General features: G+C 61.5%; 18 protein-coding genes. 13 read left to right on the forward strand and 5 right to left on the reverse strand.

What is annotated here, in order from left to right:
* Positions 1 to 37: 37 nt before the first annotated feature.
* The 3 genes from C7A17_RS24770 (at position 38) to C7A17_RS24780 (ending at position 2524) form a co-directional block, all read left to right on the forward strand.
* A complete protein-coding gene (locus C7A17_RS24770; RefSeq protein WP_106741772.1) occupies positions 38 to 586 on the forward strand; it encodes an adenine phosphoribosyltransferase in 549 nt (182 codons plus the stop codon).
* A 55-nt stretch (positions 587 to 641) separates the two neighbouring features.
* Positions 642 to 1457: an ion transporter gene (locus C7A17_RS24775; RefSeq protein WP_106741775.1), complete on the forward strand. Its 816-nt coding sequence runs from the start codon at positions 642 to 644 to the stop codon at positions 1455 to 1457.
* 230 nt (positions 1458 to 1687) lie between these two features.
* Complete coding sequence (locus C7A17_RS24780) at positions 1688 to 2524, forward strand: metal-dependent hydrolase (protein ID WP_106741777.1); 837 nt, start codon at positions 1688 to 1690, stop codon at positions 2522 to 2524.
* Between the two features lie 81 nt (positions 2525 to 2605).
* Here C7A17_RS24780 and C7A17_RS24785 read toward each other — a convergent pair whose 3' ends face one another.
* Complete coding sequence (locus tag C7A17_RS24785; RefSeq protein WP_106741779.1) at positions 2606 to 3313, reverse strand: TetR family transcriptional regulator; 708 nt, start codon at positions 3311 to 3313, stop codon at positions 2606 to 2608.
* A gap of 116 nt (positions 3314 to 3429) precedes the next feature.
* On the opposite strand from C7A17_RS24785, the gene C7A17_RS24790 reads away from it, so the two are divergent.
* The 3 genes from C7A17_RS24790 (at position 3430) to C7A17_RS24800 (ending at position 6315) form a co-directional block, all read left to right on the forward strand.
* Positions 3430 to 4983: a flavin-containing monooxygenase gene (locus C7A17_RS24790; protein ID WP_106741782.1), complete on the forward strand. Its 1554-nt coding sequence runs from the start codon at positions 3430 to 3432 to the stop codon at positions 4981 to 4983.
* Positions 4980 to 5867 carry an SDR family NAD(P)-dependent oxidoreductase gene (locus tag C7A17_RS24795; protein WP_106741785.1) on the forward strand — a complete coding sequence of 296 codons (888 nt, stop codon included), beginning with the start codon at positions 4980 to 4982 and terminating at the stop codon, positions 5865 to 5867. Before C7A17_RS24790 ends, C7A17_RS24795 begins: the two co-directional genes overlap by 4 nt.
* Before the next feature lie 199 nt (positions 5868 to 6066).
* Positions 6067 to 6315 (forward strand): hypothetical protein, encoded by a 249-nt coding sequence (locus C7A17_RS24800; protein WP_106741787.1) that lies wholly within the window; start codon positions 6067 to 6069, stop codon positions 6313 to 6315.
* 82 nt (positions 6316 to 6397) lie between these two features.
* Here C7A17_RS24800 and C7A17_RS24805 read toward each other — a convergent pair whose 3' ends face one another.
* The 3 genes from C7A17_RS24805 to C7A17_RS24815 all read right to left on the reverse strand — a co-directional run bounded on the left by C7A17_RS24805 (position 6398) and on the right by C7A17_RS24815 (position 8050).
* Positions 6398 to 6613, reverse strand: a complete 216-nt coding sequence (locus C7A17_RS24805) for a DUF3820 family protein (RefSeq protein WP_036999904.1) — start codon at positions 6611 to 6613, stop codon at positions 6398 to 6400.
* A 68-nt stretch (positions 6614 to 6681) separates the two neighbouring features.
* On the reverse strand, positions 6682 to 7275 hold the full coding sequence (locus C7A17_RS24810; protein ID WP_106741790.1) for a 2-hydroxychromene-2-carboxylate isomerase: 594 nt from the start codon (positions 7273 to 7275) through the stop codon (positions 6682 to 6684).
* Positions 7276 to 7318: 43 nt separating this feature from the next.
* Positions 7319 to 8050, reverse strand: coding sequence for an SDR family oxidoreductase (locus C7A17_RS24815; RefSeq protein WP_106741792.1), 732 nt, complete (start codon positions 8048 to 8050; stop codon positions 7319 to 7321).
* An 89-nt stretch (positions 8051 to 8139) separates the two neighbouring features.
* Here C7A17_RS24815 and C7A17_RS24820 point away from each other — a divergent pair, with 89 nt between their 5' ends.
* From C7A17_RS24820 to C7A17_RS24850, 7 genes are all read left to right on the forward strand, one after another.
* Positions 8140 to 8706: a TetR/AcrR family transcriptional regulator gene (locus C7A17_RS24820; RefSeq protein ID WP_106741794.1), complete on the forward strand. Its 567-nt coding sequence runs from the start codon at positions 8140 to 8142 to the stop codon at positions 8704 to 8706.
* Positions 8707 to 8754: 48 nt separating this feature from the next.
* Positions 8755 to 9405: a YceH family protein gene (locus tag C7A17_RS24825; protein ID WP_106741797.1), complete on the forward strand. Its 651-nt coding sequence runs from the start codon at positions 8755 to 8757 to the stop codon at positions 9403 to 9405.
* 32 nt (positions 9406 to 9437) lie between these two features.
* On the forward strand, positions 9438 to 9752 hold the full coding sequence (locus C7A17_RS24830; RefSeq protein ID WP_106741799.1) for an I78 family peptidase inhibitor: 315 nt from the start codon (positions 9438 to 9440) through the stop codon (positions 9750 to 9752).
* Positions 9753 to 9900: 148 nt separating this feature from the next.
* Positions 9901 to 10353, forward strand: a complete 453-nt coding sequence (locus C7A17_RS24835) for a MarR family winged helix-turn-helix transcriptional regulator (protein WP_106741801.1) — start codon at positions 9901 to 9903, stop codon at positions 10351 to 10353.
* Between the two features lie 352 nt (positions 10354 to 10705).
* Positions 10706 to 11131 (forward strand): organic hydroperoxide resistance protein, encoded by a 426-nt coding sequence (locus C7A17_RS24840; protein WP_036994554.1) that lies wholly within the window; start codon positions 10706 to 10708, stop codon positions 11129 to 11131.
* 59 nt (positions 11132 to 11190) lie between these two features.
* The gene (locus tag C7A17_RS24845) at positions 11191 to 11448 is read left to right on the forward strand and encodes a DUF2790 domain-containing protein (protein WP_106741804.1); all 258 of its coding nucleotides are present in this window, start codon (positions 11191 to 11193) and stop codon (positions 11446 to 11448) included.
* 34 nt (positions 11449 to 11482) lie between these two features.
* Positions 11483 to 12499, forward strand: coding sequence for an alpha/beta hydrolase (locus tag C7A17_RS24850; protein ID WP_106741807.1), 1017 nt, complete (start codon positions 11483 to 11485; stop codon positions 12497 to 12499).
* Between the two features lie 120 nt (positions 12500 to 12619).
* On the opposite strand, the gene C7A17_RS24855 is transcribed toward C7A17_RS24850, so the two are convergent.
* Positions 12620 to 13999, reverse strand: a complete 1380-nt coding sequence (locus C7A17_RS24855; RefSeq protein WP_106741809.1) for an aspartate aminotransferase family protein — start codon at positions 13997 to 13999, stop codon at positions 12620 to 12622.
* Between the last annotated feature and the right edge of the window lie 6 nt (positions 14000 to 14005).

The raw sequence follows: 14005 nt of genomic DNA on the forward strand, positions 1-14005 counted from the left end.
CGTATAATCGCGGGTTCAACGCATTTAGGATCCCACGATGATTTTCGACGAATTCAGCATCAAGACCCTGATCCGCCCGGTGCCGGACTTTCCCAAACCGGGTGTGATCTTTCGCGATATCACCCCGCTATTTCAGTCGCCCCGTGCCCTGCGCATGGTTGCCGACAGTTTCATTCAGCGCTACGTGGAGGCCGAGTTCACGCATATCGGCGCCATGGATGCACGCGGTTTCCTGATCGGCTCGATCATCGCCTATGAACTGAACAAACCGCTGGTACTGTTCCGCAAGCAGGGCAAACTGCCAGCAGACGTACTCAGTGAGGGCTATCAGACCGAATACGGCGAAGCCTTTCTCGAAGTGCACAGCGACAGCCTCTGCGAGGGCGACTCGGTGCTGATCTTCGATGACCTGATCGCCACCGGCGGCACCCTGATCGCCGCCGCCAATCTGGTACGACGCATGCGCGCCACGGTCTTCGAAGCCGCCGCCATCATCGACCTGCCGGAGCTGGGTGGTTCGCAGAAACTGCAGGATGCCAATATCCCGGTTTTCACCCTCACTGCCTTCGCGCTAGACGACCGCTGAGCCCCTAGCCCGGCCGCCGTCCGGGCTATCGCATCGACCGCCACTGAAAACCGCCATGCCTGAACTCGATTCGAACCAATCCCATGCCGACTGGCGCCAGCGCCTGGCCCAGATAATGGACGGCAGGGCCATGCAACGCCTGGTGACCGTGCTGATTCTGGTCAACGCCGCCATTCTCGGCCTGCTGACCTCCAAGGAAACCGTCGACCAGTGGGGCTGGCTGCTGCTGCCATTGGACGCAATCATCCTCGCCTGTTTCGTCGTCGAACTGGCACTGCGTTTTGCCGCTCGTGGCGTCGCCTTGTTGCGTGATCCATGGGCCGTGTTCGACTGCATCGTCGTCGGCATCGCCCTGGTGCCGGCCAGTGGCCCCTTTGCCGTACTGCGTGCCCTGCGCGTATTGCGCGTGTTGCGCCTGGTATCGATCAACCCGAGCATGCGCAAGGTGGTGCAGGCGCTGCTCGCCTCACTGCCAGGCATGGGCAGCATCATCATGCTGATGAGCCTGATCTTCTACGTTGCTGCGGTGATGGCTACGCAGTTGTTCGGCGAACGCTTTCCGGAATGGTTCGGCAGCCTGACCGCCAGCCTCTACTCGCTGTTCCAGATGATGACCCTGGACAGTTGGTCGAGCGGCACCGTGCGGCCGATCATGGAGGTGTATCCGCATGCCTGGATGTTCTTCATCCCTTACGTGCTGATCGCCACGTTCATGATGCTCAACCTGTTCATCGCGGTGATCGTCAACGCCATGCAAGACGCTCAGGAACCCAGCGCCGAAGAACAGGAAAAGATCCAGCGCGACCAGGCCATACTCGACGAACTCAAGGCACTGCGTACAGAAATCGCCGAATTGCGGCGAAACCACTGAGATAAACAGCATTACGGCGGAGTAACCCTGTTACTCCGCCGCCCCGTCACCGCACCTCAAACCCCATCACCCGCCTTAAGTTGGCAGCGCACAGCGCGCCAACGTCCGATAGTTACATCGTTCAATGACACAGTTGGTCTGTTGAGGTTAACCACCTGCGACCCCGAGTGCTGTCAGCCAGAGCCGCACAACAATCGGGAGCACCAACTCCCCAGAAGAGGACTCGAACGATGAGCGCCAGTGCCACCCTGCCCCAGCCGAAATCCAGCTTCCCGGTTCGCCGCATGGACTTCAGCTTCACCGAAACACCCAAATACTGGTTCTACGACGACCCCTTCATGAGCCAGTTCATGAACAACCTGTCGTCGCTATTTCCTTATGGCGAGAAGTTCTTCGTCGACAGCGTGCGCGCCGTGCGCGACCAGGTCACCGAGCCGCAACTGAAGAAGGACATCAGCGCCTTCATCGGCCAGGAAGCCATGCACTCCAAGGAGCATGCGGCGTACAACGACTACGCCAATCAGCATGACATCGATCTGGAGCGCCTCGAACTGCGCATCAAGGTGCTGCTGGAATGGGTTACCCGCTTCAGCACCAAGAAACAGCGCCTGGCCATGACCTGCGCCCTGGAGCACTTCACGGCGACCATGGCCGAGCAACTGCTCAAGCGTGAAGACCTGACCACACAGATGAACGACCCCAAGCTGTACCAGCTGTGGATGTGGCACGCCATCGAGGAGAACGAGCACAAGGCCGTTTGCTATGACGTGTACCAGAAGGTCTACGGCGGCTACTTCACCCGCACGCTGATCATGATGTTGACCACTGTGGTGTTTTTCGGCGTGATCGGCTGGTTCCAGATCCATCTGCTGCGCAAGGACGGCCAGCTGTTCAACTGGCGCAGCTGGGGCTTCGGTCTGAAGAAGCTGTTCGGCCCACGCAATGGTTTCTTCACCAAGCTGATCGGCCCGTACCTGGATTACTACCGCCCGGGTTTTCACCCCAAGGATCACGATACCGAAAAGCTGGAGAGCCGCTGGCGCGAACGCCTCGGTTTCACCAACTGATGTCCCTGCGGGCGGCCTAGGCCGCCCTTTTTCATTTAACCGCGAGAACTCGGCCGTGATGCGCAACAGCCTACGCCCCCGTCAGCCCAAGCGAAGCTGCCCCAGGCTCTGCAACACGCTGGCGCCGGTGAAAAGCATGACGATCTGCTCTTCAGCCAATGCACAGATCGCCTCACGCTGCTGCGGTCGACCGATATAGTCCAGCGATTGCTCGAACAGGCTGCGACTGATCAGGCCCGATACCTGGCGCACCGCTGTCGCACTGACGATGCCCGGCAACAGCTTGAACTCGATGATGTCCTCGGCCATGTCGTCGGCGAAATCGTCCATCACCTGGCACAGCGCCTCGCGTAGCACTGGCGAAGCACCATGCAACTCACGCACGCCGATGATGAACGCCTCGGGGTGCTCGGCAACGAAATCGAAGAACAGTTGCACCGTTTCGTGACACACCCGCCGCCCCCGTCCGAGATCGATGCCCAGCAGCTTGGGCAGCATCGTCCCGTCATCCTTGACCGCTCGCTGCGCAGCTTCACGACGCAGGTCACGCAACGGTTGACGCAGCAGCGTGGTGATCTCGCCGATCACCGTCAGGCCGAGATCGTCGACATCACGAAAGTGCCGGTAGAAGGTGTTGGGGTTCAGCCCCGCCTCGCGCGCCAGCTCACGTAGCCCGAGACTGCTGAGACTGCGGCTGGTTGAGGTGAGACGTAACGCCGCCTCCATCAATAGACGCTTTCCGGGGGCTGCGCCGGCCTTCTCGCGCACCTGCTCTTCGTCGCTTTGCATCCTCACCCCTACCTAAAGTTGGCTTGTTGCTCCAATGGCTTGCAGCTAAGTATACACCTGTCTACCTTGGTATACAGATGTAGACACCAACAAGAACGACAAGCAGGAGTTCGGCCATGAATGCGCCCGTGTCCCCCCCTACCGCTGCCCGCCATTGCAAGATCGCCATCCTCGGCAGCGGCTTCTCCGGCCTCGGCATGGCCATCCGCCTCAAGCAACAGGGCGAGCAGGACTTCCTGCTGTTCGAAAAAGAGGCTGGCGTCGGTGGCACCTGGCGTGTGAACAACTATCCGGGCTGCGGCTGCGACGTGCAATCGCACCTGTACTCCTTCTCCTTCGAGCCGAACCCGAACTGGACGCGGATGTTCGCCAAGCAGCCGGAGATCAAGACCTATCTGGAGGGCTGCTGGGAAAAATATCGTCTGCAGGACAAAACCTTGCTGGGCACCGAGGTCGTGCAGATTCGCTGGGACGAGCACGCCGAGCTGTGGCACCTGCAGGATCGCGCCGGTAACCACTACAGCGCACAGTTCGTGGTCTCGGGCATGGGCGCCTTGTCCACGCCATCGATTCCCAAGCTCAAGGGCCTGGAGAACTTCACCGGTGAGGTCTTCCACTCTCAGCAGTGGAATCACGACTTTGAGCTGACCGGCAAGCGTGTGGCGGTGATCGGTACCGGTGCCTCGGCCATCCAGTTCGTCCCGCAGATCCAGAAGCAGGTCGAACGCCTCGACCTCTATCAGCGCACCGCGCCGTGGATCATGCCCAAGCCAGATCGCGCCATCCGCGATGGCGAACGCACCCGCTTCAAACGCTTCCCGCTGGCGCAGAAACTCTGGCGAGGCGCCCTGTACGGCATCCTCGAAAGCCGGGTGATCGCCTTCGCCTTCGCCCCGCGCCTGCTGCGCATGGCCCAGGGCATCGCCAAGCTGTACATCAAGAAGCAGATCAAGGATCCCGTGCTGCGCGCCAAGGTCACCCCGGACTACACCATGGGCTGCAAGCGTGTACTGATTTCCAACGACTATTACCCGGCGCTGACCCAGGCCAATGTCGAGGTGATCACCGAGGGTGTCACCGAAATCCTGCCGCACGGTGTGCGTACTGCCGACGGCCAGGAACGCGAAGTCGACGCCATCATCTTCGGTACCGGCTTCACCCCCAGCGACCCGCTGCCACGCGGCACGGTATTCGGCCGCGGCGGCGTCGACCTGCTCGACACCTGGCCAATGGGCCCGGAAGCCTACAAGGGCACCATGACCGCCGGCTTCCCCAACCTGTTCTTCCTCATGGGGCCGAATACCGGGCTGGGGCATAACTCCATGGTCTACATGATCGAGTCGCAGATCACCTACGTACTCGGCGCACTGCGTCAGCTCGAGGAGGGCCGCCTGCAGAGCCTGGAACCCAAGCGCGAGGCGCAGGACACCTTCAACAAAAAGATTCAGGGCACCCTCGGCAACACCGTGTGGAACGCCGGTGGCTGCATGAGCTGGTACCTGCATCCGGTCAGCGGACGCAACTGCACGGTGTGGCCGGGCTTTACCTGGCGCTACCGCATGCTGACGCGCCACTTCGACCCGCATGCCTATCACTTCAGCCGCAAACAGGCCGCTCACCCGGCACAGAGCAACGCCATCACCCTCGATGTGCAGGAGGCCACCGCATGAAATCCTTCGAGAACAAAGTAGCCGCCATCACTGGCGCCGGCTCCGGTATCGGCCGCGCCCTCGCCTATCACCTGGCTCGCCAGGGCTGTCATCTGGCGCTGTCGGACGTCAACAGCGAGGGGCTGAAAGAAACCGCAGAGCAGGCGCGCAAGATCGGCGTCACCGTCAGCGAGCAGCGTGTCGATGTCGCCGACCGTGCCGCCGTCGAAGCCTGGGCCGAACAGATCGTCAGCGAGTTCGGCCGGGTCAACGCCATCTTCAACAACGCCGGCGTGGCCCAGGGTGGCACCGTGGAAGGCAACGACTACGCCGACTACGAGTGGATCATGAACATCAACTTCTGGGGCGTGGTCAACGGCACCAAGGCCTTCCTGCCGTACCTCAAGGCCGCCGGCCAGGGGCATGTGGTGAACGTATCCAGCGTCTTCGGCCTGTTCTCGCAACCCGGCATGAGCGCCTACAACGCCAGCAAGTTCGCCGTCCGCGGTTTCACCGAATCGCTGCGGCAGGAACTGGATATGGCCAATTGCGGCGTATCTGCCAGTTGCGTGCACCCCGGTGGCATCCGCACCAACATCGCCAAGACCGCGCGGATGAACGACAGCCTGGCCAAGGTCACCGGCCAGGCCGCCGAACAGGCGCGCCAGCAGTTCAACGATCAGTTGCTGCGCACCACGCCGGAACAGGCGGCCAAAGTTATCGTGAACGGCGTACTGGCCAACAGGCGGCGCATCCTCATCGGCGCCGACGCCCACGTGCTGGACTGGATGCAGCGCAGCATGCCGGCGTTGTACCAGCGCCTGGTGACCGTCTCGATGCGCCTGGCCGCACGCTTCGCGCCAAAACCACGCAACGCCGGCAAGGTCAGCGAAGCGACCGAGTAGAACCGGCTGAACGATCAACACAGGGCCGGCCAATACCGGCCCTGTGCGTTTGTCGGGCAACGCCCACGGCCGTGGTACCTGGGCTAAGGTAAGGAAACAGACGCACCACTCACCCATGCGGCGCCGCTACCGGCTCCCGGCTGGAACCTCGGTGTAGCGTCGACGTCGAGGGCGGCGCCTTGATTCAGGAGGTGGCCTCATGAGCGCGCTTACCTGCACCCACCGTGATCACACCATCCGCGCCAGCGTCATGGAACACCCCGGCCTGCCAACGCCCTGGGCCGGTGGTTGCCAGATCACCGATCCCGACGGCAACACCAGCAAGCGCCAGACCTTGCCGGTGGATTACGCCTTCATGGATGACCTGAGCAAAGCCCAGCACGCGTCCATCGCGCACGGTAGATGGCTGGTGGATCAAAAGCTGGATCACGGGCGCAACTGGCATTGAGATGACAGCATTACCGTAGGGTGCGCTGTGCGCACCGCAATTCCTGCACGCGCCTGCAGGTGCGCATGGCACACCCTACGGTTTACGCATTCTTTCGCAGCGGGTCGAGCAGCGGTTTGAGGCCGTTGTGGTCGATCTCCTGCATCAGCGCCAACAACTGGCCCAACTCGCCCTTGGGGAAGCCTTCACGGGCGAACCAATTCAGATAATGCCCAGGCAGATCGGCGATCAGCCGATCCTTGTACTTGCCATAGGGCATGCGACGAGTCACCAGGAGTTTCAGCGCTTCGGGATTCATGGGTTGCTCGAATGGCCGGAAAATATTCCAGCCATTGTGCCAGGCATCAGGCCCTGCGCGAAAAGCGCCTAGGAGCCCAGAGCTTCACGGACGAAGTCCAAACGATCCTGACCAAAGAACATCTCCTCGCCGACGAAGCAGGTCGGCGCGCCGAAAACGCCGCGTTTGACCGCCTCCTCGGTGGTTGCCTTGAGCGCATCCTTCACCTGCAGTTCGGCGATCTGTGTTTGCAACGCAGCCGCATCGAACCCGGCTGCCGCCAGTACGCCGGCCACCTTGGCTTGATCGCCCATATTTACCCCGTCCACCCAGATCGCCTGGAAAAGCACCCGCACGGCCTCGGCGAAGCGCTCGGGCTGGTGCAGTTGAACGGCCACCAGCAGGCGCATCAGCGTCAGGGTGTTGATCGGGAAATGCGGGTTGAAGCGCATCGCTACGCCATAGCGCTCGGCAAAACGCGCCAGGTCACGAATCATGTAGCGCCCCTTGGCCGGAATCATCGCTGGCGAGGCGTTGCCGGTTGCCTGAAATACACCGCCGAGCAGCATCGGCCGATAGACCAGTGTTGCTCCGGTTTCACGGCACAGGCCAGGCAACTGGGTATGGGCCAGGTAGGACGCGGGGCTGCCCAGGTCGAAGAAGAACTCCACCGTCTTGCTCATCAGCTTCACTCGCTCGTTATTGTGGTTATCAGCTCAGTGCAGATTACCAGCGCTCCATCCACGGACGCAGATCAAGTTCGAAGGTCCAGGCATCGCGAGGTTGCGCGTGCAGGAACCAGTAACTGTCGGCGATATGTTCCGGATCGAGAATGCCGTCCTGATACTTCTTCGCGTACAGCTCGGGAAAGCTGTCACGAATGAAGGCAGTGTCGATGGCTCCATCCACCACCACATGAGCCACATGCACGTTGAGCGGCCCCAATTCGCGCGCCATGCTCTGCGCCAGCGCGCGAATGCCATGCTTGGCCCCGGCAAAGGCGGCGAACCCGGCGGCGCCACGCAAGCCAGCTGTGGCCCCCGTGAACAGGATAGTGCCACGCCCGCGTGCAACCATGCGCTTGGCCACCGCCTGGCTGGTGAGAAAACCCGCGAAGCAGGCCATTTCCCAGATCTTGAAATACTTGCGCGCCGTCTCGTCGAGGATGCTGCACGGCACATTGGCGCCGATATTGAAGACCATCACTTCGATTGGCCCGATATCGCGCTCGATGCCCTCGACCAGCTCCGCCACCTGTTCTTCACGCCGTGCATCGGAGGCAAAGCCGTGCGCCTCGCCACCTTCGCGGCGGATCTCGTCCAGCAGCGGCTGCAGCTTGTCGAGGCTGCGCCGGGTCACGCAAGCGACATAGCCTTCACGGGCAAAACGCCGGGCAATGGCGCCGCCGGTGGCATCGCCAGCACCAATGATCAAAGCGACCTTCTTGTTCTCGTTCATGGCCTTCTCCATTGACTAACGATCGTTAGCTGAACGAACGTTATGCTATGCTCTCGGGCAGGTCAACCCAGCATAGAACGGAGTCATCCATGCGTTATTCCGCCGAACACAAGGCCGAAACCCGCGAGCGCCTGCTCGCCAGCAGCGGCGCTATTGCCAAGCAGCAAGGTTTTGCCGTGACCGGTGTGGACGCGCTGATGAAGACCCTCGGCCTGACCGGTGCGGCGTTCTACAGCCACTTCCCGAGCAAGGACGACTTGTTTGCCGAACTGATCGAGCGCGAGCTACGCAACAGCCTGAACCGGCTTGGTGGCGAACCGGGTGGCGCCGGGCGCAACAAGCTGCAACGCTGCCTGGCAGCCTATCTCAGCCTGGCGCATGTCGAGCAATCGGACAAAGGCTGCGTGCTGCCGGCCCTAGGGGCGGAAATCGCCCGCGCCGACGAACGCGTGAGGCTGCGTACCGAACAGCAGATACTGCAACTGCAGAACACCTGGGCCGAGATCATCGGTGACCCGCAAGTGGCCTGGACGATTCTCGCGCAATGCCTGGGTAGCCTGTTGCTGGCACGCATGATGGCCAGCCAGGAATCTCGCCAGCAGGTACTGGACGCCAGCCTGGACATGCTCGAACACACATTGAAGCCTGTCGGCTAAGCGCCGTTACCGTTACCCTAGGCAGGTTCTCTCTGCCAGGATCGACCCATGTCGCACACCCCTTCCCCGCTGGTTGGTGAAACCCCGCTGCACGCCGTCGAGGCCCGCATCCTCGGTTGCCTGATCGAGAAACAACTGACCACACCAGAAACCTACCCACTGACGCTCAACGCCGTGCAGTTGGCCTGCAACCAGAAGACCAGCCGTGAGCCGCTGATGAACCTGGAAACCGGTGAGGTCGGGCGATACCTGCGCAGCCTGGAAGGTCGCAAGCTGGTGCACTTGGTGATGGGCAGCCGTGCCGACCGCTGGGAACAGCGCTGCGACAAGCAACTGGAACTGGTCAAGCCGCAAACCGTACTGCTCGGCCTGCTCCTCTTGCGCGGCCCGCAGACGCTCAACGAGCTGCTTACCCGCAGCAACCGCATGCACGACTTCGACGATGTCGAGGAGATCCAGCACCAGCTGGAACGCCTGATCGGTCGTGGCCTGGCCGTGCTGCTGCCGCGCCAGAGCGGTCAGCGCGAAGATCGCTACATGCATCTGCTGGGCGAGCCTGCCGACCTGGAGAGCCTGCTGGCCAGCCGTCCGAGCGGACGCAGCGAGGCGTCGGCACCTAACGACGATCGGCTGGTCGAACTGGAAGCGCGCATTGCCGCACTCGAAGAACGCCTGGCGCGCCTAGAAGGCGCGCAATAACAGATTTACCCATGGAAAAGGAGCCCACAGCGTTGAACCTCAAGACTCGTTTCAGCCTGATTCTCGCCACCGCCCTGTTCGTTGCCGGTTGCAGCAGCACGGCTGAAAAATCCGAACCGGCGGCCAAGCCTGCCGACACCAGCCAGGGCTGCACTTCCTCGGCCGTAGAGCACCTGCAAGGCAAGGTGGCCACACCGGAGCTGCTCGAACAAGCCCGCCAACAGGCAGGCGCCACCACCGCACGCGTACTCACCCCGTCCAGCGTGGTAACCCTGGAATACAACGGCCAGCGCCTGAACCTCAACGTCGACGATCAGCGCGTCATCACCCGCGTTTCCTGCGGCTGATTTGCACCTGCCGCCGCTTCATGGAGCACCATATGGTTGCGCATGAGGCGACGGCAGATCTACCGACGCAGGTTTGCGTGCTTCCTCTAGCGCAATGATAATTAGCGCGCTAGCCTTTACCTAAACCGCTATCTGACGAGCTGCCGACATGACCTCCAAAGTGGAACCTTGCGCCGAACTGCTGCTGGACAACCAGCTGTGCTTCGCCCTCTATTCCACCTCCCTGATGATGACCAAGACCTACAAACCGTTGCTGCAGGCGCTGGGGCTTACCTACCCGCAATACCTGGCCATGCTGGTGCTGTGGGAGAACGAAGGCATCACCGTCAGCGAGATCAGTGCACGTATGCTCACCGACCCCGGGTCGCTCACCCCGTTGCTCAAGCGTCTGGAAAGCGAAGGCTTGCTCCAGCGTCAGCGCAGCAGCCAGGACGAGCGCGTGGTGCAGTTGCATCTGACCGACAAGGGTCGAGCCCTGCACGAACAGGCCAAGGCACTGCCTGCATGCATCCTCAAGGCCAGCGGCCTGAATCTGGAAAAACTCGGCGAACTGCGCAACGATCTGGTCGAGCTGCGCAGTCATCTGCAAGACGCCCTCTGATCCCAGGCGATGACGATCATCGCCACTTCTCCTTGTCCTGATTAGCAAACAGCCCTCCGGCTCTTCGCTGCGCACGGTGCACCTGACGGGTCTGCACATGCGTCTCCCCTTCTTTTCAGGCTTCTGCTTACCCTCAAATCAGAAATTTCCCAGCCGATTTCCTGAGAAATAGCGCTGGAGCCCCCGATCCGCCTGCTTATTCCACTAAACAAATCTACATATAGCTAAATATTCAATTCAATTAACTTGCGCGCAAAACATTTGCACAATAAAGTTCGCCTCATGGAAACGGTTAGCGCACAAAACATTAGCGAACCAATCCATCACTAACTACCCAATGAGGATTACCGCCATGACTATCGAAAACGTTCTCTACCGTGCAACCGCTGAAGCCTTTGGTGGCCGTGAAGGCCGCGCTGTTTCCTCCGACGGCATCCTGGACATCGCCCTGACTACCCCGAAAGAGCTCGGCGGCGCCGGCGGTAACGGCACCAATCCGGAGCAACTGTTCGCCGCTGGCTACTCCGCCTGCTTCCTCGGCGCCCTGAAGTTCGTCGCCGCTCGCGACAAACTGAGCATCCCGGCCGACACCTTCATCGAAGGCACCGTGGGCATAGGCGCGATCCCCACCGGCTTCGGCATCGAAGTGGAACTGCGCATCAGCCTGCCCGGCCTGGCCCCTGAAGCAGCACAAACCCTGGTGGATCGCGCGCACATCGTCTGCCCGTACTCCAACGCTACTCGCGGCAACATCGACGTCACTTTGACCATCGTCTGACAGATTCGGGCGAACGCTCACGGCAAGGCCGTGAGCGGGGCCCAAGAGGAGATCACACCATGAAAACTCGTACCCTGTTCACCGCCGCTCTGGCAGCCGTTTCGCTCAGTGCCTCCCTCGGGGCCTTTGCCCAAAGCACCGCCACCCCCTACCGCTACGGCACCCCGCTGGATATCGCCAAGGTGATTTCCATCGATGTACCGGCCAGCCCACAGTGCGAGGTGGTAACCGCAAAAATGACCTATCGCAACAGTGCTGGCCAGCTGGAAGTGCTCACCTACGAGCAGCTGTCCAGCGTTTGCACCAACCAGAACTGATTCCTGCAGCCCTCTACCGACAAGGAGTTTGACCATGAAAATCTCGCGCACTCTGACTGCCGGGCTGCTTGCCCTGGCCATCAACAGCAGCTTCGCCGCCGGCAGCCCCGGCGTCGAGCGCACCACCCAAGGGTTCCTCGACGCCCTGGCCGCTGGCGGCGGTCAACCACTGGAAACCCTCTCACCCAAAGACGCACGCGCCGTGTTGGTGGGGGCCCAGGCCAGTGTCAAGGTGGATTTGTCCGGCATCGTTGTCGACACCAAGGTGATCCAGCTCGAAGGTCAGTCGATCACCCTCAAGGTGGTTCGCCCTGAGGGGGTACGTGGTGTTCTGCCGGGATTCATGTTCTTTCACGGCGGCGGCTGGGTGCTGGGCGACTATCCGACTCACGAACGCCTGATCCGTGATCTGGTGGTAGGTTCTGGTGCTGCAGCGATCTACGTCGACTACACGCCGTCGCCTGAGGCCAAGTATCCGACCGCGATCAACCAGGCATACGCTGTAACCAAATGGGTAGCTGACAACGGCAGCCAGATCGGTGTCGACGGTTCGCGCCTGGCAGTAGCCGGCAACAGCGTTGGCGGCAACATGGCAGCCGTGGTGGCCATCAAGGCCAAGGAAGCCGGTACGCCAAAACTGCGCGCCCAGGTGCTGCTGTGGCCGGTGACCGATGCCAACTTCAACAATGCGTCCTATAACCAGTTCGCTGAAGGCCATTTCCTGACCCGCGGCATGATGGAATGGTTCTGGGACAACTACACCACCGACCCGAAACAGCGTAACGAGATCCATGCATCGCCACTGCGCGCCAGCCTGGAACAGCTCAAAGGCCTGCCACCGGCACTGGTGCAGACCGCCGAGATGGACGTGCTGCGCGATGAAGGCGAAGCCTACGCCCGTCGCCTGAACGCGGCAGGCGTGCCGGTGACCGCCGTACGCTACAACGGCATGATCCACGACTACGGCCTACTCAACGTGGTGGCCGAAGTCCCGGCGGTACGTACCGCCCTGGATCAGGCCGCGCAGACGCTGAAGAACAGCCTCAAGTAAGCGGCTGAAAAAACGAAACCCCGCCACCGGTATGGTCGCGGGGTTTCGTTTTTTGTGGGGCGGCTTTTAGCAGCGGGTTGTTCCTGTCGCGGCTAAAGCCCCTCCCACTGGCCCGTGAGCTTATGCCAGGCTACGCACCTGCTCCCAGGTCAAATCCAGGCACTTACGCGCTTTCTCGACCAACTCATCCACCTCCGCCTGAGTGATCACCAAGGGCGGCGCGATAATCATGGTGTCGCCCACGGCGCGCATAATCAGGCCATTATTGAAGCAGTGCCCACGGCACACCATGCCCACGCCCACATCGCCGGAGAAGCGCTTGCGCGTGGCCTTGTCCTGCACCAGCTCGATGGCACCGAGCATACCGACGCCGCGCACTTCGCCCACCAACGGGTGATCGGCCAGCTCACGCAGGCGCTTTTGCAGGTAGGGCGCGGTTTCTGCCTTCACCCGCTCGACGATGCCTTCCTCCTTGAGAATGCGCAGGTTTTCCAGGCCCACAGCCGCTGCCACCGGATGACCGGAATAGGTGAAGCCGTGGTTGAAATCACCATGCGCCTCGATCACCTCGAACACCTTGTCGCTGACGATCAGCCCGCCCATCGGCACGTAACCCGAGGTCAGGCCCTTGGCGATGGTCATCAGGTCAGGCTTGAGGCCGTAGTACTGGCTGCCGAACCACTCGCCGGTACGGCCAAAACCGCAGATCACCTCGTCGGCGACGAACAGGATGTCGTACTTCGCCAGGATTTCCTTGATGCGCGGCCAGTAGGTTTCTGGCGGGATGATCACGCCACCCGCGCCCTGGATCGGCTCGGCGATGAAGGCCGCGACATTCTCCTCGCCCAACTCGAGAATCTTCTTCTCCAGCTGGTCGGCCGCCCAGATGCCGAAGGCTTCCGGGCTCATGTCGCCACCTTCACCGAACCAGTACGGCTGCGGAATATGCGCGATGCCAGGGATCGGCAGGTCGCCCTGCTCGTGCATGAACTTCATGCCGCCGAGGCTGGCGCCGGCCACGGTGGAGCCGTGGTAACCGTTGTCGCGACCGATGATGATTTTCTTATTCGGCTGGCCCTTGCACGCCCAGTAGTGGCGAACCAGGCGCAGCATGGTGTCGTTGCCTTCCGAGCCCGAACCGGTGAAGAACACGTGATTCATCCCGGTCGGCGCCAGTTGGGAAATGGCATGGGCCAGCTCCAGCACCGGCGGGTGAGCGGTCTGGAAGAAGGTGTTGTAGAACGGCAACTGGCGCATCTGCGCGCTGGCAGCTTCGACCAGCTCCTCGCGGCCATAGCCAACGGCCACGCACCACAAGCCGGCCATGCCATCGAGGATCTTGTTGCCCTCGCTGTCCCACAGGTGCACACCTTTCGCCTCGGTGATGATGCGCGGGCCCTTCTCGGCCAACTGCTTGTAATCACTGAACGGTGCCAGGTGGTGGGCCTGACTCAGGGCCTGCCAGTGGGCGGTTTTCGAGTTGCTCTGGGCGTTATTCATGGCGCC

Origin of the sequence: Pseudomonas mendocina, from assembly GCF_003008615.1 — a bacterium.
Classification (GTDB): domain Bacteria; phylum Pseudomonadota; class Gammaproteobacteria; order Pseudomonadales; family Pseudomonadaceae; genus Aquipseudomonas; species Aquipseudomonas mendocina_C.